General features: G+C 37.4%; 20 protein-coding genes. 12 read left to right on the top strand and 8 right to left on the bottom strand.

The features are described from left to right. The first annotated feature begins 61 nt into the window (after positions 1 to 61). Positions 62 to 2,455 carry a DUF5686 family protein gene (locus FJA49_RS02980; RefSeq protein ID WP_139998707.1) on the top strand — a complete coding sequence of 798 codons (2,394 nt, stop codon included), beginning with the start codon at positions 62 to 64 and terminating at the stop codon, positions 2,453 to 2,455. On the opposite strand, the gene FJA49_RS02975 is transcribed toward FJA49_RS02980, so the two are convergent. From FJA49_RS02975 to FJA49_RS02965, 3 genes are all read right to left on the bottom strand, one after another. Beyond that, positions 2,444 to 3,604, bottom strand: coding sequence for an ATP-binding protein (locus FJA49_RS02975; protein WP_139998705.1), 1,161 nt, complete (start codon positions 3,602 to 3,604; stop codon positions 2,444 to 2,446). The genes FJA49_RS02980 and FJA49_RS02975 overlap by 12 nt on opposite strands. A gap of 63 nt (positions 3,605 to 3,667) precedes the next feature. After that, the gene (locus tag FJA49_RS02970) at positions 3,668 to 4,420 is read right to left on the bottom strand and encodes an SDR family NAD(P)-dependent oxidoreductase (RefSeq protein WP_139998703.1); all 753 of its coding nucleotides are present in this window, start codon (positions 4,418 to 4,420) and stop codon (positions 3,668 to 3,670) included. Between the two features lie 45 nt (positions 4,421 to 4,465). Then, entirely contained in the window at positions 4,466 to 5,338 is an 873-nt protein-coding gene (locus FJA49_RS02965) for an aldo/keto reductase (protein WP_139998701.1), read from the bottom strand. A gap of 167 nt (positions 5,339 to 5,505) precedes the next feature. On the opposite strand from FJA49_RS02965, the gene FJA49_RS02960 reads away from it, so the two are divergent. The 8 genes from FJA49_RS02960 to FJA49_RS02925 all read left to right on the top strand — a co-directional run bounded on the left by FJA49_RS02960 (position 5,506) and on the right by FJA49_RS02925 (position 14,534). Then, a complete protein-coding gene (locus FJA49_RS02960) occupies positions 5,506 to 6,510 on the top strand; it encodes an AAA family ATPase (RefSeq protein ID WP_139998699.1) in 1,005 nt (334 codons plus the stop codon). A 117-nt stretch (positions 6,511 to 6,627) separates the two neighbouring features. Then, a complete protein-coding gene (locus FJA49_RS02955) occupies positions 6,628 to 7,497 on the top strand; it encodes a DUF58 domain-containing protein (RefSeq protein WP_139998697.1) in 870 nt (289 codons plus the stop codon). Between the two features lie 40 nt (positions 7,498 to 7,537). Then, positions 7,538 to 9,148 (top strand): hypothetical protein, encoded by a 1,611-nt coding sequence (locus FJA49_RS02950; protein WP_139998695.1) that lies wholly within the window; start codon positions 7,538 to 7,540, stop codon positions 9,146 to 9,148. 1 nt (position 9,149) lies between these two features. Further along, complete coding sequence (locus FJA49_RS02945; RefSeq protein WP_139998693.1) at positions 9,150 to 10,148, top strand: vWA domain-containing protein; 999 nt, start codon at positions 9,150 to 9,152, stop codon at positions 10,146 to 10,148. Positions 10,149 to 10,154: 6 nt separating this feature from the next. Next, on the top strand, positions 10,155 to 11,195 hold the full coding sequence (locus FJA49_RS02940) for a vWA domain-containing protein (RefSeq protein WP_139998691.1): 1,041 nt from the start codon (positions 10,155 to 10,157) through the stop codon (positions 11,193 to 11,195). Between the two features lies 1 nt (position 11,196). Then, complete coding sequence (locus FJA49_RS02935; protein WP_139998689.1) at positions 11,197 to 11,976, top strand: tetratricopeptide repeat protein; 780 nt, start codon at positions 11,197 to 11,199, stop codon at positions 11,974 to 11,976. Positions 11,977 to 11,989: 13 nt separating this feature from the next. Then, positions 11,990 to 13,750, top strand: a complete 1,761-nt coding sequence (locus FJA49_RS02930) for a BatD family protein (RefSeq protein WP_139998687.1) — start codon at positions 11,990 to 11,992, stop codon at positions 13,748 to 13,750. Between the two features lie 40 nt (positions 13,751 to 13,790). After that, positions 13,791 to 14,534, top strand: a complete 744-nt coding sequence (locus FJA49_RS02925; RefSeq protein ID WP_139998685.1) for an SH3 domain-containing protein — start codon at positions 13,791 to 13,793, stop codon at positions 14,532 to 14,534. Positions 14,535 to 14,802: 268 nt separating this feature from the next. Here FJA49_RS02925 and FJA49_RS02920 read toward each other — a convergent pair whose 3' ends face one another. Further along, positions 14,803 to 15,303 carry a CvpA family protein gene (locus FJA49_RS02920; RefSeq protein WP_139998683.1) on the bottom strand — a complete coding sequence of 167 codons (501 nt, stop codon included), beginning with the start codon at positions 15,301 to 15,303 and terminating at the stop codon, positions 14,803 to 14,805. Positions 15,304 to 15,435: 132 nt separating this feature from the next. Here FJA49_RS02920 and FJA49_RS02915 point away from each other — a divergent pair, with 132 nt between their 5' ends. The 3 genes from FJA49_RS02915 to FJA49_RS02905 all read left to right on the top strand — a co-directional run bounded on the left by FJA49_RS02915 (position 15,436) and on the right by FJA49_RS02905 (position 17,426). Continuing rightward, complete coding sequence (locus FJA49_RS02915; protein WP_139998681.1) at positions 15,436 to 15,795, top strand: hypothetical protein; 360 nt, start codon at positions 15,436 to 15,438, stop codon at positions 15,793 to 15,795. A gap of 71 nt (positions 15,796 to 15,866) precedes the next feature. Beyond that, positions 15,867 to 16,886, top strand: a complete 1,020-nt coding sequence (pheS, locus tag FJA49_RS02910) for a phenylalanine--tRNA ligase subunit alpha (protein ID WP_139998679.1) — start codon at positions 15,867 to 15,869, stop codon at positions 16,884 to 16,886. 132 nt (positions 16,887 to 17,018) lie between these two features. Further along, positions 17,019 to 17,426: a hypothetical protein gene (locus FJA49_RS02905; RefSeq protein ID WP_139998677.1), complete on the top strand. Its 408-nt coding sequence runs from the start codon at positions 17,019 to 17,021 to the stop codon at positions 17,424 to 17,426. A gap of 1 nt (position 17,427) precedes the next feature. Here the strand turns inward: FJA49_RS02905 and FJA49_RS02900 are convergent, their stop codons facing one another. The 4 genes from FJA49_RS02900 to FJA49_RS02885 all read right to left on the bottom strand — a co-directional run bounded on the left by FJA49_RS02900 (position 17,428) and on the right by FJA49_RS02885 (position 22,042). Continuing rightward, on the bottom strand, positions 17,428 to 18,771 hold the full coding sequence (locus tag FJA49_RS02900) for an ankyrin repeat domain-containing protein (RefSeq protein ID WP_139998675.1): 1,344 nt from the start codon (positions 18,769 to 18,771) through the stop codon (positions 17,428 to 17,430). A 17-nt stretch (positions 18,772 to 18,788) separates the two neighbouring features. Next, entirely contained in the window at positions 18,789 to 19,958 is a 1,170-nt protein-coding gene (locus FJA49_RS02895) for an ankyrin repeat domain-containing protein (RefSeq protein ID WP_139998673.1), read from the bottom strand. An 81-nt stretch (positions 19,959 to 20,039) separates the two neighbouring features. Next, positions 20,040 to 21,038 carry a TerC/Alx family metal homeostasis membrane protein gene (locus tag FJA49_RS02890; protein WP_139998671.1) on the bottom strand — a complete coding sequence of 333 codons (999 nt, stop codon included), beginning with the start codon at positions 21,036 to 21,038 and terminating at the stop codon, positions 20,040 to 20,042. A gap of 8 nt (positions 21,039 to 21,046) precedes the next feature. Next, the gene (locus FJA49_RS02885) at positions 21,047 to 22,042 is read right to left on the bottom strand and encodes an NAD(P)H-dependent glycerol-3-phosphate dehydrogenase (RefSeq protein WP_139998669.1); all 996 of its coding nucleotides are present in this window, start codon (positions 22,040 to 22,042) and stop codon (positions 21,047 to 21,049) included. Positions 22,043 to 22,078: the final 36 nt, after the last annotated feature.

The following is a 22,078-nucleotide window of genomic DNA, read 5'->3' as shown; positions in this document are numbered from 1 at the left end:
GTTTAATTAGGATTGAAAAAGAAATTTTTTGGTTTAAAATTCTTACTTTTTAAAAAACGCTATGAAAAAAATTTACCCCCAACTTGTTTTTTTATTGCTTATAGGGCCAATTTTATACGGTCAGAATACCATAAAAGGAAAAATTATTGATTCAGAAACCAAAGAACCTCTTGCCTTTGCTTCGGTTATCATTAATGGAGATAACAGGCAGGGTGTGTCTTCTGATATTGATGGTGTTTTTGTCTATAAAAGTCAATCGCCTATTTCCAGCATCAGTTGTAGTTATATGGGATATGAGAATTTTTCTACTCCGGTTTTAAAAAAGGACAGCGAGATAGTAATTGCTATGGTTCGCTCCAAATTTGATTTAAACGAAGTCGTCATTGAATCAGGAGAGAATCCTGCCAATGCTATAATGCGGAAAGTAATTGCCAACAAAGAATCCAATAATCCGGAAAACATCAATTCCTTTAAATACAGATGTTATAACAAACTGATTTATGATTTTAAGTCGGATTCGCCCGATAAAAAAGACAGTTTGGTAATCCGGCAAAAACTAAAAGGAAGTCACCTTTTTATGATGGAGTCGGTAACAAATAGAAAATTCATAAAACCCGATATTAGCGAAGAAGTTGTAATTGGCACTAAAGTTTCAGGATTCCAAAATCCAACCTTTGCTTCGTTAGCAACCGATTTTCAACCCTTTTCTTTTTACAAAGACAATATTAAGTTGTTTAATATCAATTACCTGAACCCGATTAGTAAGGGAAGCTTGAAGAAATACAAATTCCGTATTGAAGATACACTCTATCAGCAAAAAGACACGGTGTATATCTTGTCATTCCGGCCACAGGCAAACAAAAATTTTGATGGACTAAAAGGCTTTTTGTATATCAATACCAATAAATATGCGGTGCAGAATGTTATCGCTTCGCCTTTCGAGAAAGGAAAAATAGACATCAGGATACAACAGCAGTATGTTTTTGTAGACAATAAATACTGGTTTCCGCAGCAGCTCAACTATGCGCTGATTTTTAATGAATTTCCATCGAAAACCATCGGAATGATTATCGATGGGAAAAGCTATATCGATCAGGTTGAAGTCGATATACCGCTAAACAAAAAAGAATTTTCATTAGAAGCCATCCGCATGGATCCGGAAGCCGCAAAAAAAGATAGCCTCTTTTGGGATAGTTCGCGTGCCGAAAAACTGAACAGTGCCGAAATAACAACATACAGGGTTATTGACAGCATTGGGAAGAAAGCCAATTTTGACGGCTTCTTGACGTTTATGGAGAAATTTGCACAAGGACGTATTCCTGTTGGTCCAATCGACATCGACTTGTCAAAAACATTTAGCTATAATAAATACGAAAAATTAAGATTAGGGACCGGTTTTTATACCAATGAAAAGCTTTTCAAGGATTTGACTTTGGGTGGTTTTTTCGGATACGGAATGGAAGATCATGATTGGAAATATGGAGGCGAAATACTATATAGAATTTCCAAAGAAAACGAAATGATTGTGGGGGCAAAGCACCAGCAAAACCTGATGGAAACCGGAAATTATGGTTTGAATACCTATGAGCCGAGTCTTTATAATTTCAGAAACTATATTGGCTACCAATACGACATGATCCGACAAAACAACCTGAATTTTAGCTTTAGGACAATGCGGTATTTAAAATTCAAAGTCGATTTCAACCATACGAAAATTACACCTAAATATGAATATCTTTTCCACGATGGAAATCGGGATTTTCGTAATTATACAACATCTGACCTGACATTTCATCTACGGTTTGCCTACAAAGAAAAATTTATAAACAGCATGAACCAGCGCTATTCCATGGGTACAAAATATCCGGTCTTTAATTTGGCATATACCAAAGGAATCAAGGATTTTATAGATAGTGATTTTGATTACAATCGAGTTGAAGCTAGCGTGCAACAGTCCTTTTTTACAAAGAATTTTGGACAGACGGATTATCGTTTGGAAGCTGGTTTTATAGATAAGCCGCTTCCCTACGGACTTTTGTTTACAGGTGAAGGAAGTTATGATAGCAAATCAGCGATTATTATGAAAAACACTTTCCAAACACTGCGTCCGTATGAGTTTTTATCGAATAGTTATGCCAACTTATTTCTTTCGCACAATTTTGGTGGTTTGCTTTTCAAAACGGGCAAATTCCAACCTGGCGTGACCTGGCATAATAATTTTGGTTGGGGAAATTTGTCTGATAAAGGCGCCCATCAGCTCATCGGTTTCAAGACAAAAGATAAGATTTTTACAGAAACAGGTTTGCAGATTGACAATATCTTGAAGCTTAATTATATGAATGTTGCCTATCTCGGTCTTGGGTTTGGTGTCTATTACCGTTATGGAGCCTATTCGCATCCTGAATTTAATGACAATCTTGCGTTTAAATTCTCAATGTCAATGTCAATCAAGTGATGTGTCGTATTTCATCTTTCGCAAAATACGCATGGCTTCCTTAAAACTGACATAAACCGTAGGATTCTCAAAACTTTTCAGCAAAGGTTTGGCGTCAATAAGTTTTTGTTTTGCTTCTTCAAAACCGTTGAGGTAGCAAATCATAAAAGTAGAGGGAAGATTTTCCAAATCCTTTTTTTCTCTTTCAGAGAGGAAAAGCCCTTTGTCTAGTTTAGAAAGTAGGGACAGATTAGAATTGTAGATATGGAAAAGCATTTTACGATTGTATTGTGGAGGTTCAAACAGAAACAGCGTTTCGATTTTATAATAACCGTTGTCATAAAAGGAGATAGTCTGTTTTTCTAACGGATAATAAGTGGTCTTATCGTTTAACCCTAATGACAGGTATTCTGTTATGGAAAAAGTATGGTTGTCGTATTCAATAGAAACTTCATCCAATGCCGAATAAAAAAGTTTGACCTGTTCATTAACCAGCTCGATGTCAACACGGGAAAGATAAGTCATGTCTTTAACCTTTTTCTTATGTCCGGCCCAGCAAACCACAAACAGCTCTTTGAAGACTTTGTACTTTGGTGACATATCCTTATGTCGGTTGTTCATGAAATCGATAACGCCTTCCAAAGTATGCTCGATACTGTTCCGGGAATTGTTTTCAATGCTGATAACGGTTTCTACATTTTGGTAGTTTCGGCCAATATCACTTGGAATTTCATCAACGGGGACAGAGTTACTCCCAATGCGTATAAATATGGATTTAGCCAGGATGGTATGAATTCCTTTTTTGAAAAAAGAAACTTTCTTGCTAGGTTTGATGGTTACCAGTCCAATGACTTTATCTTTTGGAAGATTTGGAAAAGGGACATTCTCGTATTGGATTTTTGGCGGATTTTCCAGAAATGCATTAACAAGGTTCTGGATTCTGCTGTCGTCAAAAAAATCGTCACCTATAATTTCATTGTCATGATCTTCAACACCCACAACAATATAGGAGTTATTAGCGGGATTGGAATTTGACAAAGCGCAAATGTGTTTTAAAAACTTGCCTTTGCCTTCCCGGGTATGGAGATTCAACTGTCGCTTTTTGTCATAAAAGCTGCTCTCGTCATTATGAGCAAGTAGGTTTTTTATGAGCAGGCGCTTGTTGATCATGGAATAGAAAGTTAAAAGGCCGGGTTTTTAGTTCTTCGAACCAAAACCCGGCCATGCATCAATTTAGAGTATACGGTTTACTATGGTTGAGGAAGCCTGCGCCGTCGACATTACCATCAGGTCGGCAATGTTGACATGATAAGGCCTCGTAATTACAAATCGTATAATATCGGCTATGTCTTCCGGTTTTAAAGGTTCAAAACCTTTGTAAACATTAGAAGCTCTTTCCGCATCGCCTTTAAAGCGTACTTGCGAAAATTCGGTTTCTACCATGCCCGGATGAATACCACCAACCCGTATGCCGTATTGGTTGAGGTCCATTCGCATGCCCTGATTGATAGCATCAACAGCATGTTTTGTGGCGCAATACACATTTCCGTTTGGATAGACTTCTTTTGCGGCTGTCGACCCAATGTTGATAATATGGCCGCTTCTTCTTTCAACCATTTTCGGGATAACGGCATTCGAAACATACAAAAGCCCTTTGATATTGATGTCTATCATAGCGTCCCAATCTTCCAGGTCGCCATTTTGAATAGGATCAAGGCCATGTGCATTTCCTGCATTATTGATAAGGATATCGATCTCAGCAAATTCTTTGGGCAGCGAATCGATAGATTCTTGTACGGCTTTTTTCTTTCTTACGTCAAAATTAAGCGTGTGTACTTTGGTGCGGTGTTCCAGTTCAATTTGTAACTCAGCCAAACGATCTTCTCGTCTTCCGCAGAGAATCAATTTGAAATTGTGTTTTGCCAACTCAATAGCCGTAGCTCTTCCTATGCCGCTGGTAGCACCTGTTATTAATACTGTTTTCATTAATTTCTTGTCAGAATTTATAATTCATCCTATAATAGTTGACTTTTAAGGCACTTTGGTTCCCATGCTTTCCGTCCAGATAGCAAACCATTCTTCATTTTCTAATTTGAATTCGGTTGCCTTATAAAGTTGCTGGATTCTGGAAACATTCACAGTTCCTGCAATCGGAATGACTTTAGCTGGATGTTGCAATACCCATGACAATAGTATAGTATCTGAACCTACATGGTATTTTCCAACCAATTCAGCCAAAAGCGTTTTTAAACGTCGGGTCTGGTCAGTCTTTTCTCTGAAAACAGTTCCAAGCGGATTCCATGCCATAGGACGAATGTTATGTACCTGCATATGGTCGAGACTTCCGTCAGTCATAGCTTTAAAGTCGGTTGCAGAAAACTGTACCTGGTTATAGCTGACTTCTGTTTTGGAACGGATCAGATCCGTTTGTGAAGGCGTAAAATTAGACAGTCCGAAATCAAGAATTTTTCCTTCCGATTTTAATTTTTCTACAGCTTCTGCAATTTCATCGGCATTCATAAGCGGACTTGGACGGTGAAGCAAGAAAACATCCAGATAATCTGAATGTAAATTTTTCAGCGAATTTTCTACAGACCAGATAATATACTCTTTCGAGTAGTCATAATGCTTGATCTTATTATTCCTGTTTCCAAGCACATGTTGTATACCGCATTTTGAAATCAGCTGTATTTTTTTCCTGTCAATCTTGCTTTCGGAAAAAGCTTTTCCAAACTCAGCCTCAGTCGTATAGCCGCCATAAATATCGGCATGATCAAAAGTTGTGATTTTATTTTCAGAGCAAACGTGTATCAGGTTCGCCATTTCAGAAGTTGTGAGATTTTTGTCCCAGACTCCCCAGCTCATAGTTCCCGCAATAATGGGAGATAATGTTGTTTTCACGATGATTAGTTTTGAGATTTTAAATTTATGAAAACAAAATCATAAATCATCCTTAAAACCAAGGCATTCAACCATATTTTAACGTAACGTTAACAACTTGCATTTAAATAAATTTTCAATTTGCACTGTTAAAATTAAATACTAATTTCACGGCTTTTAAATTTTAGATTATGGAAGAAAATGCTACTGCATTAGACATTAGAGCAATTAATGAAAAAATAGAAAGAGAAAGTGCTTTTATCGACTTGCTGATGATGGAGATGAATAAAGTCATCGTAGGTCAGAAACACATGGTGGAGCGTTTATTGATTGGGCTTTTGGGACAAGGACATATTTTGCTGGAAGGTGTTCCCGGATTGGCAAAAACATTAGCGATTAATACACTTTCGCAAGCAGTTCAAGGATCTTTCAGTCGTATCCAGTTTACTCCGGATTTACTTCCTGCCGACGTTGTAGGTACCATGATCTATAATATTAAAGACAACGCATTTTCAATCAAGAAAGGGCCAATCTTCGCTAATTTCGTTTTGGCAGATGAGATCAACCGTGCTCCTGCAAAAGTGCAGTCGGCATTGCTTGAAGCCATGCAGGAAAAACAAGTTACAATTGGAGATACTACTTTCAAGTTAGATAAGCCATTTTTAGTATTGGCTACACAAAACCCAGTAGAGCAGGAAGGAACTTATCCGTTGCCGGAAGCTCAGGTAGACCGTTTTATGTTGAAAACAGTTATCGATTATCCAAAAATCGACGAAGAAAGAATGGTCATCCGCCAGAACCTGAAAGGATCTTATGAAAAAGTAAATGCGGTTGTTTCTACAGACCAGATTCTTCGTGCTCAGGAAGCGGTTCGTGAAGTATATATGGATGAGAAAATCGAAAAATACATCCTGGATATTATTTTCGCAACCCGTTATCCGGAAAAATACAAACTGGAAAGCCTGAAACCATTAATCAGTTTTGGAGCGTCGCCTCGTGGAAGTATCAATTTGGCTAATGCAGCTAAATGTTATGCCTTCATCAAACGCAGAGGTTATGTAATTCCTGAAGACGTACGTGCTGTTGTTCACGATGTACTTCGCCACAGAATTGGAATTACGTATGAAGCAGAAGCCGAAAACGTAACTTCTGTTGATATCATAAACAAAATCGTAAACGAAGTTGAAGTACCTTAGAAAGTTGATAGTTGACAGTGAATAGTTGATAGTTTATCGATAGTTCAAACTAACTATCCACTATCCACTAAAAACTATCCATTGTCATTGTCCACTAAAAATTATCAACTCACAAAAATGGATACAAAGGAATTACTCAAGAAAGTACGGAAAATAGAAATCAAGACCCGAAGATTGAGCGATCATATTTTTTCGGGTGAATATCATACATCGTTCAAAGGGCGAGGGATGACGTTTAGCGAAGTTCGTCAGTACCAATTTGGAGACGATGTGCGTGCTATTGACTGGAATGTTACGGCAAGATATAATGAGCCCTATATCAAGGTTTTCGAAGAAGAACGCGAACTGACCATGATGCTTATGGTAGACGTCAGCGGTTCGGAAAGCTTTGGAACGCAAAACGGTTTTAAAAAAGATATCGTTACTGAAATAGCCGCAACCATGGCTTTTTCTGCAACGCAGAATAATGATAAAATAGGCTTGATTTTATTTTCGGATGAAATAGAATTGTTTATTCCGCCTAAAAAAGGAAGATCACACGTTTTGAGAATCATCCGTGAACTGATAGAATTCAAACCGAAAAGCCATAAGACTAACCTTTCTCAGGCCTTACGGTTTTTATCTGGAGTCATGAAAAAGAAAGCTATCGTTTTTGTGATTTCTGATTTTATGGCAGATGATAATTATGAGCATACGCTGAAAATTGCAGGAAAAAAACACGACCTTACCGGAATACGTGTTTATGATGTAAGGGAAGAAAAAATGCCGAATATCGGGATGGTTAATATGCTGGATGCCGAAACAGGAGAGACCTTATTGGTCAACACCGGTTCAAAAGCGGTGCGTCTGGGATATGAAAAATACTATCAGGAAAAAATGAAATATTTTAAGGAAACGTTTAGCAGATGCGGTTCTGGAACAGTAAACACCAGAGTTGATGAAAGCTACGTGACAAAACTATTGGGCTATTTTAAATCGAGAGGATAATCTTTTTTCCCCTTTCATGAATTAAGATTAGGAACTAAAAATGAAAAACAACAAGCTTTACATACTATTTTTTTTATTGGTTGGAACGGTTGCTTTTGGTCAGCAGAAACGCGTAACCACAGCTGTAGATTCGACTAAGATAAAAATAGGAGCACAGATAAATCTTACGCTAAAAACTTCAGTAGATACTTTATCCAATGTAGTATTTCCTGAAAGCACCAATTTCGGACAATTAGAAGTTTTGGAATCCTATCCAACAGATACGGTCAAGCAAAAAGACCGCTATCTGCTTACCAAAAGATATGGACTTACTCAGTTTGATTCCGGAAAATACATGATCCCGAGCCTAAAAGTGCTCATCAACGACAAGCCTTTTTCTACAGACTCTATTTTTGTTTCCGTTGCTGGAATCAAGGTTGATACATTAAAACAAAAAATGTACGACATCAAAGGAATAGTCGAAGTCAAGCAATCCATGGGCAATTGGTGGAAATACCTTCTAGGGCTATTTCTTTTGGGCGGAATCGGATACCTGATTTACTACTTTTCTAAAAAATATAAAAAGAAAGAAAAACCGGAAGCAGTTGTATATGCAACACCAATAGAAAAAGCGGTAAGCCTTCTAAAAAGCCTGGAACAAAAGGAACTTTGGCAAAAAGGAGAAGTTAAAAATTACTATTCGGAACTGACCGATATTGCAAGAACGTATATTGAAGAAGAAATTCAGGTTCCGGCAATGGAAAGTACGACTTCCGAAGTTATTATAGGATTGAGAAATGCGGCTGTCCGCAAAAAAATGAAGATTTCTCAGGAAACGGTCGAAAATCTGGAGCGTGTTTTACGCCAGGCCGACTTGGTGAAATTTGCCAAATCGAAACCGCTTGATTTTGAAATCGCTGAAGACAGAAAAAAAATCGAAAAAACCATTTTCACGCTGCACAAAGCTGTACCTGAAGTAGAAGAAGAGGATGAAGAACTGTTACTACTTGATGCGCAGAAAAAAGAATTACTGTTAAAGAAAAAACGCAAACGTAAGATAGCAATTGCAACCTTTATTGGAGCATTTTTGGTAGTAGGAACATTAACTTATTTTATTACGACCAAAGGATTAGATTCAATTTTGGGCAATCCTACAAAAGAAATGTATGAGGGTGAATGGATTAAGAGTGATTACGGAAACCCGGCTGTGACTATAGAAACGCCAAAAGTATTAAAGAGAACACAACTTCCAAATGGCAGAAAAGAGGCAAGCGTAAAAGAAAGCCAGGCTTTTTCGTATGGAGATATGTTTGATGACCTTTCCGTAAATATTTCTACAACATCGTTTAAAGATACATTAAGCCGACCGTTGGAAAAAGTAATCGAAAAAGAAATCAAGTCGTTTGAGAAGAAATACAAAGCCAAAGATGTTTTTGTAAAGCAGGATCAATTTGACACCAAAGAAGGCATTTCAGGAATAAAAGCCTATGGAACGATGGTGATTTTCAAAGAAGACAGCGATAAAGGGATCAAAATCGGGTATGAGATTTTGGTATTTGCACAAGAAGGAGGTCTTCAGGAAATAATCATCACATACCGTGATAGTGATGAATATGGTTCCAAGATTTCAGATAGAATAGTAAACTCGGTCGAACTTAAAAAAGTAAACTAAGATGAAAAATGTTACCTTTTTAAATCCTGAGTTTTTCTGGCTGTTTATACTAATTCCGATTGCTATTGCGTGGCACATCTGGAAAGGAAGAAAACAAGCCTCGTTAAAAATAAGCTCATTAAAAGGATTCAAAGCCAAGCCCTCTTTTTGGTCGAAATTGAAACCGCTATTGTTTGTTTTCAGAATTCTTGCTTTAGGTTTTCTGATTGTTGCTATGGCAAGACCGCAAACCGTAGACATCAGCAATAAGACCAACATAACCAACGGAATTGACATCGTAATGTCTATTGACGTTTCGGGAAGTATGCTAACACGCGATTTAAAGCCAAACCGATTGGAAGCATTAAAACGTGTAGCTTCTGAATTCGTTGAAGCACGTCCAAACGACAGAATCGGATTAGTAGTTTATGCAGCAGAAAGTTATACGAAAACGCCGGTGACTAGTGACAAAGCAGTAGTGCTTGATGCTTTAAATAGCGTAAAATACGACCAGCTTTTGCAGGACGGAACAGGAATTGGTATGGGATTGGCAACAGCCGTTAACCGATTAAAAGACAGCAAGGCAAAAAGTAAGGTAATTATATTGCTGACGGACGGAGTCAATAACTCAGGTTTTATCGATCCGAGAATGGCTTCGGAAATAGCAAAAGAATACGGAATAAAAGTATATACGATTGGTATTGGAACAACAGGAATGGCGGAGTCTCCATATGCCATAGCTCCTAACGGAGAATTCGTTTACAGAATGATGCAGGTGGAAATCGATGAACAATTGATGAAAGAAATTGCAAGAAATACGGATGGGAAATATTTCAGAGCTAAAAATAACCAGAGCCTGAAAGCCATCTATGATGAAATCAACAAGCTGGAAACCACTGAAATTGAAGAACAGAAATTCTACAATTATGATGAAAGGTTTAGACCTTTTGCAATAGCAGCAGGAATACTTCTGCTACTGGAAGTTTTATTGAAAAATACGGTTTTTAGAAGCTTTATTTAAAAGATTATGTACGACGAATTAGACGAAAAAAAATATTTATACCTACTGATTGTCATACCAATTCTGGTACTGATTTTCCTATTCAATCTCTATTGGAAACGAAAAAAACAGAAAGAATTTGGGGACCTGAAACTGGTTAGAAAACTAACTCCGGAAAAATCGGTTTTTAAATCGACTCTGAAGATTACCGTTTTTCTTTTGGCATTGGCCTGCCTGATTTTAGGTTTGGTTAATCCTAAATTGGGAACCAAGGTAGAAACAGTTAAGAGGGAAGGTATTGATATTGTTTTTGCTATTGACGTTTCAAAATCAATGCTGGCAGAAGATGTAGCGCCAAACCGTCTTGAAAAAACCAAGCAGATTGTTTCGCAAATCATCAATCAGTTGGGCAGTGACAGAATTGGGATTGTAGCCTATGCTGGAAGTGCTTTTCCGGTATTGCCAATTACAACAGATTACAGCGTGGCCAAAATGTTTTTGCAAAGCATGAATCCGGGAATGGTGTCATCGCAAGGAACTTCGCTTGACGAGGCCATTCATTTGTCGTCAACTTTTTTTAGCGAAGACAGCAAAGTAAGCAAATTGGTGATCATGATTTCTGACGGTGAAGATCATTCTGAAGGAATTGAAGCAGCAACGGAAGAAGCGAATAAAAACGGATTAAAGATTATAACAATTGGTGTCGGTACTGAAAAAGGTGGCCCTATTCCGTTAAAAAGAAATGGTGTAGTTGAAAGTTTCCAGCGTGACCAAAACGGAGAAGTTGTAGTGACCAAACTCAATGAAGCTACTTTGAAAGAAATCGCAAAGAACACCAAAGGAGGTTATATAAACGGAAATAATACCAAAGAAGTAGTTGACTATGTAAAACACGCTTTGGAGAACATTGAAAAAAGTGAATTTGAAACCAAGCAATTTGCCAATTACCAATCGCAGTTTCAATGGCTTTTAGGAATAGCATTCTTTTTGTTTTTTATCGATATTTTCTTTTTGGAGAAAAAGACAAACTGGGTGAAAAAGATGAATTTATTTAATGAAAAGGAATAATATGAGACAGCTATTTATATATGCACTTCTACTTTTTTCCTTTGCAGCAATCGCACAGGAGAAAGATAAAAATCTGCCAAGAGGGAACAAAGAGTTTAAAGAAAAAAACTATGCAGATGCTGAAACTGACTACAGAATTTCATTATCCAAATCACCAACGAAGGCAATAGCATCGTATAATTTAGGAAATACTATTTATAGACAAAAACAACCAAGCGAAGCAAAGCTGGCGTATGTCAATACCATAGAAAATGCCAAAACCAAAGCTGAAAAACACAAGGCTTTTCATAATTTGGGCAATATTTTCATGACCGAAAAAAAATACACGGAAGCTGTTGACGCTTATAAAAATGCATTGCGAAACAATCCAAGCGATGAGCAGACCCGATACAATTATGCTCTGGCTAAAGAATATTTGAAAAACAATCCTCCGAAACCGCCAAAAGACGATAAGAAAAAAGACAAAAACGAGAAAGAAAAGGACAAGGATAAGCAGAATCAGAAGAAAGACGGAGATAAGGACGACAAAGACGATAAGAAAGACGACAAAGGCAAAGGCGACGATAAAAAAGACAAGCAGGACGGTAAAAATGATGAGGGAAAAAATAATAAAAATCCTGATCAGAAAGGCGAGCCAAAACCACAGCCAGGCAACAGTCCGTCTAAACAGCGAATCGAGAACTTACTCGATGCAGTAAACAATGAAGAAAAGAAAATTCAAGAAAAGGTCAATGCCAAAAAAGTAAAAGGCAAGCCGGTTCAAACAGAAAAAGACTGGTAAGATGTTGATTGCAATGAGAAAATATATAGTAGCATTAATTTTAATCTGTTTCCAGGGCCTTTCCGCTCAGGTACAATTTGAAGCGAAAGTCAGTAAACAGACACTCGGACTGAACGAAAGGCTCCGTATCGACTTCATCATGAATGAAGACGGCGATAACTTTACTCCACCTTCTTTTGAAGGTTTCCGTGTGGTTGGCGGGCCAAGCCAACAGGTGAGCCAGACCTGGATTAATGGCAGGGCGACTTTTAATAAATCCTATATCTATATACTGCTTCCATTGCAAAGAGGAACCGTTACCATCAAGCAGGCAACAATAGAAATCAAAGGGCAGACTTATAAAACAGCGCCCATAAAAATAAACGTAACAGCTCCGATTGACGAATCTAAAGATCCAAGTAGTCCGGATTATGTGCCAAGTGGAGGAATCCATCTTATTGCTGAAATATCGAATACCAATCCGTATCTCAACCAGCCAATCACGGTTGTCTACAAACTGTATGTCAGCAATAATGTGAGCGTTAGGAACTGGAAAGAAATAGACAGCCCAAAATTCAACGATTTCTGGAGCCAGAATATCGATATCAAGAATCTTGTCGTTGAAAATGGGAAATACAATGGCGAAGATTATCGCTATGTAGTGCTGCGAAAAACAGTATTATATCCTCAAAAATCGGGTAAGCTGACCATTGAGCCGCTTTCATTGGATATTGTTGTTGACCAGCCAACTAACAGGAGAGATATTTTTGGAAGAGTTCAATTTGTTACGACCAATAAAACCGTTTCGGCAGGAAGCAAGGCCATTGCCGTGAAGCCGTTACCGGAAGCTGGAAAACCACAAGATTTTACTGGAGCTGTAGGAAAGTTTGATTTCGTTGTCAAGCCATCTAAAACCGAATTAAAACACGGAGAGTCGCTTGATTTGGATATCAGCGTTTCCGGAAATGGAAACCTAAAACTATTTACCTTGCCAAAACCAATTGTGCCAAGTGCCTTGGAAATGTATGATCCGGTACACAGCGAACAGGTTACGACACCGCTTTCAGGAATGCAAGGAAAAATAGCGGATAAATACACTATCATCCCGCAATATCAAGGTAATTATACCATTAAGGGATTAACGTTCTCATATTTCGACCTGACTACAAAAACTTATAAGACGATAACTTCAAACGACATCGTCATTAAAGTTTTGGACGGACCAACATCTTCAGATTCTGCCTTAGCAGCAACTCCGGGAACTACAACAAACAAGCAGGCAGTAAAAAGCACAAATCAATTCCGATTTATTGCTCTTAAAACGCAGTTACATTCCACACATAAAGAACATTTCTTTGGTTCGGGATTATTCTATACGTTGTTATTCTTGCCGTTCCTTTTTATCCCGATAATTATTTTGGTTAAAAAGAGAAAAGAAGCGATTGATAGCGATGTTGTTGGAAACAAGAGAAAGATGTCTAACAGGCTGGCTAAAAAATACCTGTCTGAAGCTAAAAAACAAATCAATAACAAAGAGCCGTTTTATATTGCTCTTGAAAAGGCATTACACAACTTCCTGAAAGCCAAATTGCATATTGAAACCTCAGAAATGAGCAAAGACAAGATTCGTGAGATTCTTTTGGAGAGAAATGCAAGACCGGAAACGATAAATGATTTTATAAACCTTACGGAAAACTGCGAATTTGCAAGATATGCGCCTTATTCAAGCGTAGCCATCCAGCAGGATTTTGACAAGGCCGTGACCGTTATTTCCGAATTGGAAAAACAAATCTAACCATTGATAATTCACGTAAGGATTGAAAATTGAACAAAAAATGAAAAACATAGTCTACATACTGTTGCTTTTTACCCAGGTTTTTTGGGCTCAGGACAATTTTGAGGCAGGAAACAAGTTCTACCGCCAGGATAAGTTTGAAGATGCTGTAAAAGCCTATGAAAACGTTCTGAAAACAAAACAGCATTCGGCAGAATTGTATTATAATCTAGGGAATGCATATTACAAGCTGAATAAGACGGCTCCTGCGATTTATAATTATGAAAAAGCATTATTGCTTAATCCAGACTATTCTGATGCTAAAAACAACCTGCAGTTTGCCCAAAATATGACAATTGACGATATCAAGCCTGTACAGCAGGTAGGATTCGGAAAAATCATTCATGATTTTACTTCTTCCTATACTTATGACGGCTGGGCAAAAATCGCTATTGGTTTTTCAATACTATTCCTGTTGTTTTTTATTGGGTATTATTTTTCGGCCACAACTCTGCTCAAACGTATTTTCTTTGTTGGGTTGTTCGTAGCATTAATTGCATTGGTCGTAAGTGTGGTTTCTGCTATTGCTGAAAAAGCCAGCTATGAAAACGATAGACCGGCTATTATTTTTGCCGATTCAGTAGGCATTAAAAATGAACCGAAAGAAAATGCAGACAATGCCTTTATGCTTCACGAAGGAACAAAAGTCCAGATTATTGAAACGTTAGATAACTGGAGAAAAATTCAACTAGCCGATGAAAAAGAAGGCTGGGTGAATAAGGATGCCTTAAAGGAGATAAAGTAGATTTAGGATCTAAGATTTGAGATTTATGATTTGAGATTTATGATTTGAGTTTGGAGTTTGCAATCTGAAATTCGGCATCCTACTTTTTTAATGCATATATAAGATTTATGATTTTAGATTTAAGGTTTTTGTCTAGGGTTCGCAAACTAAAATCAAAAATCAAAAATCAAAAATCAAAAATTCTCTATTTTTTAGAAATAAAAACTTTTGATTTGCGGTCTAAATCTGCTAAGCACAGAAATCATAAATCTTAGATCCTAATCAAAAATTATTTCTTCAACTCCTCAAACCATTCTTCAAAAATAGGAAAGACAAATTCTGAAATTTTTAGAATCGGGTTGTAAAACAGTGAATCATCAAGTGTTTTCTTTTCTGCAAAAGTGTTGCTGGAATTTATTTTTTGGAATAGGGACAAGGCAAAACTCAGGATCAGGCACATTTTTAAGACACCAAAAATTCCGCCGACAATTTTGTTCAGCAATCCCAAGCTTGCAAAATTAGCAATAGAAGTAAAGAATTTTGCCAGCAGCGAAATAGCGATAACTACGCCAATAAAAGTCAGTACAAATGCCCAGATAGCAATGGTTTTTGGATTCCAGGAAAATGCATTTGCAAGGAATTCAGCGGTAACGAAAGAAAACTTTATAGCAATATAAATTCCTAAAAGCAGCGAAACCAAGGAAGCAAATTCTACAAAAAGGCCATTCCACAGCCCGCGAACCAATCCATAGACAAGGAAAATGCCTAAAATAATATCTAAAAATCCCATCAAAAAATAATAAGCAGCCAAGATAGATGACTTTGCATAGAAAAACAAAAATCAACAATGTATCTTTGCAGATTAAATTTACAGTTTGTGAGAGGAAATCCTCTAATCATAACTTAAAAAACTAAGATTCAAATGTCTAGAGATATACAATTAAAAGAACGATGGGAAAAGGTTGTCAGCCAATTATCCCATCAATTTGCCGAAGGCGATGATAACCTCGATTTAGATTCGATCATCTACCTTATAGGCGTGCAGGAACTGGGTAAGGTTCATAATAAATTCAAAAAAGACGAAAAGCTAAACCTGATGCATATTGCGATATGCCGCTTGCTTGAGCCATATGGTTTCTATGAATTTGATTATTTTGATAATGAAGGATGGCCGCATTATAAGGTTAAAGAAGAATTGCCGCCTTTGAAAGCAGGTGAACAATCAGTACTGATGAAAGAAGCAATCGTAAATTATTTTCTGGAAAGAGAATTTATCGATTAGAGACTGAAACGTTCGTTTAGAACGGGCTATTTTCATGGAAAAATATTAAATTTGCACCTTTACTAAAGAAGATGATAGACAAGATTAAAGAATATATTGGCGAAGTAGAAGCGTTTCAAACCCAAAATAAAGAGGAACTAGAAGCATTCAGGATAAAATTCCTGGGAAGCAAAGGCCTTATAAAAGATTTTTTTGCAGAATTCAAGAACGTTCCTAACGAACAGAAAAAAGAATTCGGGCAGGTTATCAATCAATTGAAAACTACTGCTGAAGATAAGCTAAAATCAATTCAGGAACTATTTGAAAGCAAAGAAGAAACCGTAGGTATATATGGTGATTTGACGCGTCCGGCAGAACCTGTGAAAATAGGTTCACGCCATCCAATTTCTTTGGTCAAAAACCAGATTATAGATATTTTCTCAAATATTGGTTTCAATGTTTCTGAAGGTCCGGAAATCGAAGATGACTGGCATAACTTCACGGCATTAAACCTTCCGGAATACCATCCGGCAAGAGACATGCAGGATACATTTTTTATCCAAACCAATCCGGATATACTGTTGAGAACGCATACATCATCAGTTCAGGTACGTTATATGGAAGAAAACAAGCCGCCAATCCGAACGATTTCTCCAGGACGTGTTTTTAGAAATGAAGCTGTTTCTTCACGTTCGCACTGTATTTTCCATCAGGTGGAAGGTTTGTATATTGACAAAGATGTTTCGTTTGCGGACTTAAAGCAGACGCTTTTATATTTCACAAAAGAAATGTTCGGAAAATCAAAAATCCGTTTGCGTCCGTCGTATTTCCCATTTACAGAACCAAGTGCTGAAATAGATATTTATTGGGGATTAAAAACAGAAACCGATTATAGAATTACCAAAGGAACTGGTTGGTTAGAAATTGGTGGTTGCGGAATGGTTGACCCAAATGTATTGAAAAACTGCGGTATCAACGCAGATGAATTTACAGGTTTTGCCTTCGGAATGGGTGTTGAAAGAATAGCAATGTTGTTGCACCAAATTGGCGACATCAGAATGTTCTATGAAAACGACGTACGTTTCCTGGAGCAATTTAAATCTTCTATCTAAGTCGTAAAGTCAATAAAGACAAAAGTCATAAAGTGATAAAGTCGAAAGTTGGAAAGTAAGTAGTCTTATTTTAGACGATTACTTTCCAACTATCCACTTTCAACTATCCACTATAAATTATCCCTTTCCATTATGAAAAAAGATATCGTTATCCCAAAAGTAGAAAACGTGTTTCTAGCTGCTGTCCAGGAATGGAACGACGACTTTATGGAAAAGGTATGGTATGTCTATCTGGTCAATGACAGCGATTTTGATCTGGATAGCGTCATGGTGGTGTCAAAGGCTTTCGGAACGATAGATGGTGAGATGAAAAAAACCTCACTTTTACGCCATGCATTTACGCAGGTTCCGGCAGTTTCTGTAGTAAAAGTAGAAATGGTTGAAAAGAGCGTTTTGGCCCTTAACAACGAATTCATGGTTACTTATTTTATAGGAAACACGCTGTATGACAAGAAATTCGTTTTCCGTACGAATACCATCAATGAGCGTGCTACAGAAGAAGTGCCTATTTTATTTGTAAACGGAGTTATCGTCAGATAAATCAGCCTTTCAAAATCTTAGTCTTTTCAGTATCGAACTCTTCCTGAGATAATATCCCGGCATCCAAAAGTTCCTTCAAATCCAACAAAGCTTGTTTTTTTGAAGCCATGTCTACAGGAGCAGAAGTTGGCGCAGTTTCCGTTTTTGAACTGTTTGGATTAGCAATATTCGATGGACTGTATTTCAGCAACAACTCTGTAATTTCATTAAATCCTTTAATATTCGAATAGTCAATTGCTTTTTGCTCTTTTGCATTTACTATCGAAGCATCTGCTTCTTTTTCCAATAGCAGCTTCACCATATCTTTTTTACCATTGGCTGCGGCATAATGCAAGGCAGTATTGCCACTTTCATCCTGAATATTGATATTGGCACCTTTATCTAAAAGTAGTTTGACCATACTAACATGGCCACTTTTAGCAGCAACATGTAACAAGCTTTCACCGCCATAACCATACGTAGTGTCTAAAGAAAAACTGCTGGAAATACTAAGGCTGTCTGCCGTTTCAACCCAATCCAGATAAGAATACATAGAAGTTTCGTTTCCGGTTACTGGTTTGGAATAATTGACATCAACACCATTTTCGATAAAAAGGTCGACGATTTCTTTTTGGTTATTGGAACAGGCATACCAAACAGGTGACAATCCGTTTTTTGAAGAAACAAAAAGATCAGCCCCTTTTTCTGCCAAAAGTTTGGTCAGCATTCGGTTACTGTCATAACAAGCCAGAAGCAAAGCACTTTCTCCAGAATGGTTGGTATGATTAATAGCCGCTCCATTTTCCAAAAGCAATTCAACCATAGGTTGGTTTTTGGATTTTACGGCAAACAACAAAGGCGAATTACCCTGCTTGTTAGTTGTATTGATATCGGCTCCGTTTTCTAATAATTTTTTGACAATTGCTGCATTTCTCCAACTAGCAGCTATAAGAAGCGGAGTTTCTGCTTCGTTATTTTCTAAATCGGCATCCAAGCCTTGTTCAAGTAGTTTTTCCAAAACCTCAATTTGTCCGGTTTGGGCTGTAAGATGCAAAAGACTATTGCCTTTGAAATCTTTACTGTCTGTTTTAGCTCCTTTTTCTAATAAGAATAATGCAGTCTGCTTTTGTTTTTGCAGGCAGGCAAAATAGAAAGGCGTTTCACCGGCATGGTCTCCATAATCAATGTCTGAGCCTTCATCAACGAGTATTTTTACCAGGTCGAGATAACCATGATGGGCAGCATAATGCAGTGCTGTCCGACCTTTTTCATCGGTATAGGTTACATCAACTTCTTTGTTGGCTAATAAAAGTTCGGCTATTTTTCTTTTTCCGCTTTCGCAGGCGATTATAAATGACATTGACATGATTCTTCTTTTTTGGATTAGGATTGCTTCATCAGCAGTTCGACAGTTTTTATTTTCAGGTTATCATCAGATGCCAGATCTAGCGCTTTCTGGTCTTTATCATTTGTGATTGATACATCAGCACCGTTTTCAAGAAGAAGCTTTACTTTTCGGTACATTTCCTTTGCTTTTTCAGTATCATAATTCACATTGTAGGCACAAACTTTATGCAATAGTGTATTTCCGCTATCATCTTGACGATTAATATCTGAGATTCCGATGTCCAATAGAGCCTGCAAGACTTCCGGTTTTTTTTCGGCAACCAAGTCAATTGGAGTAACATCTCGGCTATAATAGCTGCTGGTCTGATAAATATCAGCACCATCTTCAATCAGCTTTCGCAATAGTTCCAGGCTTTTTTCTGAAGTGTCGTACATCATTCTCATGTATTCGAACAACAGGGTAACCTGGTCTTTGTTGAGGATATCCAATTGCGGCATATCATAATTACGCAGCAGGTCGTATAGCCTTACATCTAGTTTATGGGCGACAGCATAGAAAAAGGCTGTATTTCCGTTTTTGTCTGCATGGTTAGGATTTGCTCCGTTTTGCAGAAGAAGATCGATATATTCGTTTCTATTGAATTCTATAGCTGTAATCAAAGGCGTTTTTTGAACGATATCCTGAGCATTGACATCTAAACCTTCTCCAATCAGAAATTCGAGGTAAGAAAGAGAAAGCTCCGGTTTCATCAGGTTGGTTTTAATAACCTGCTGCAGGAAATTTTCTTCGGCGTTGTTCTTAAAGTTTACATCGCATCCTGCTTCGACTAATATTTTGATGCTTTCAAGACTAGCACCCTTTTCGAAAAAGTAGCCCAATAAGGTTTTGGCACCGACTTCATCATTGATATTGTCAAATTTTGAAATAAATTCTCTGAAAAAGGCAAGTGATTCGTCATCTGTCTGCAAACCTCTGGTAACGCTTTGGAAAATGCTTTTATCAAAACTGTCGAATTCATAGACATCAGTCTCGATAACACCATTTTCTAAAAAGAGTCGGATGATTTCAAATTGTTTCTGTTGGAATAGTCGGTCGAAGATGCTCGACTTGCTGTATTCGTTTAGTGTTTTTGGAAGTTTTTCGCCATTGGCGATCTGATCTAAAACCTCAGAGAATTTTCCCGAGTTTAAAAGTTGTTCTAACATAGGTTGGATGGTTATTATTTATCATAATTACGAAAAATAATAACACCAGCCGAGAACTTTCACTTTATTTTCACAAATAGACTATTTTTCTTCTTTTACCGGAAAAGCCAAAGAAGCGAATACAGATAAAATCAACACACTTCCTACTACAGTTAAAGAAGCAGGCGAAGAAATGTGATAGAAAGGCTGTATAAGCATTTTTACACCTATAAAAGCCAGGATAATTGCTAATCCATATTTTAGTCTGCTGAACATATACATAAAGTTGGCCAACAAGAAATATAAAGCTCTTAGTCCTAAGATGGCAAAAATATTTGAAGTATACAGGATAAAAGGATCATTAGGTGCGATGGCAAAAATTGCTGGAATAGAATCGACTGCAAAAATCAAATCCGTAAATTCGATAACAGCTACAACAACCAAAAGTGGAGTTGCCATTTTGATTCCGTTTTCTACCGTAAAGAATTTGTCACCGTCATAATTCTCAGAGACCTTGAAGAAACGGTGTACCAATTTGGCTCCCGGACTTTTTGTAAAATCTTTGTTTTCGTCGTTGTCTTCTTTTGAGAACCACGATTTGAATCCGGCAAATACCAGGAAAAATCCAAATACAGATAAAACAACATTGATGCTAACCAATTTTCCAAAGATTTCCATTTCTGGAAGATAGGTCATGTTGATAAGCTCAACTCCGGAGAAAATAAAAATGGCCCTGAAAACCAAAGCCCCAATGATTCCCCAAAATAAAACTTTATGGTGTAAATGCTTTGGAACATTAAAAAATCCAAAGACAAGAATAAAAACAAAAAGGTTGTCAACAGAAAGCGCTTTTTCAATCCAGTAAGCCGATTGGAATTGCGTAAACTGTTCTATTCCCATCAAATAATAAATCACGCCGCTGAAGCCCATGGCTAGCGAAATCCACACGATTGACCAGATAGCTGCTTCTTTGTTAGAAACTACGTGGCTTTTTTTGTTGAACACTCCTAAATCAAGAAGCAACATAATGATGATTACAACAGAAAATGCGGTTAGGATTCCGGGATGGTTAATCAGGTGATCGACGTGGTTGTCTTGCATGACTGGAATTAATTAAGTTTTTCAGTTAATTTTTTAAATACTTTTTTAGGCTCTTTTCCTTCATATAAAATACTGTAAACAGCATCGATAATTGGCGTTTTGGCACGCAAACCTTGATTGAGTTTATAAGCACTGTTTGTAGCATAATACCCTTCCGCAACCATGCTCATTTCCATCATAGCCGATTTTACGGTATAGCCTTTTCCAATCATGTTTCCAAACATCCTGTTTCTGGAAAATATAGAATATCCGGTTACCAATAAATCGCCCAGATAGGCAGAATCATTGATGTTTCGTTTCATTTTATGGACTTTTCGGATGAATTTCTTCATCTCGCGTATTGCATTACTCATCAGCAGTGCCTGGAAGTTGTCGCCATAGCCTAAACCATGCGCCATTCCGGCTGCGATAGCATAAATGTTTTTTAGCATGGCAGCATATTCTGTTCCGATAATATCATCAGAAATCTTCGCTTTGATATAGTTACCGCTAAGATTGTTTGCCATGATTTTTGCTTTTTGCGAATCGCCGCAAGCAATGGTCAGATAAGAAAGACGCTCCATAGCAACTTCTTCAGCGTGACATGGTCCGGTTATGACTCCGATACTGTCATAAGGAATATTGTATTTTTCATGGAAATGTTCTCCAACAATCAGGCTGGTTTCCGGAACAATACCTTTGATGGCAGAAAAAATAATTTTCCCATCCAAGCTTTCTGTAAGGTGCTCCAGTTCGCCGCTTAAAAAAGCAGAAGGAATAGCGAAAATAATATAATCGGCATACTGTACCGCCTCGTTTATATTGCTGGTAAGTTTTAGTTTTTTGGTATCAAATTCAACAGAACTCAAATAATTAGGGTTGTGTTTGAATTTTTTGATGTGTTCAATCGCGCTTTCATTTCTCATATACCACGCAATCTCAGTGAGATTAACGCAAAGCATTTTTGCAATTGCTGTCGCCCAGCTTCCGCCGCCAATTACGGCAAATTTTGGATGTTCATTCATTTCGCTTCGTTTGTTTGCCAAAAATACTCAAATTAG

Origin of the sequence: Flavobacterium microcysteis, from assembly GCF_006385255.1 — a bacterium.
Lineage (GTDB): Bacteria > Bacteroidota > Bacteroidia > Flavobacteriales > Flavobacteriaceae > Flavobacterium > Flavobacterium microcysteis.
This window is presented reverse-complemented; position numbering and strand designations above follow the sequence as displayed.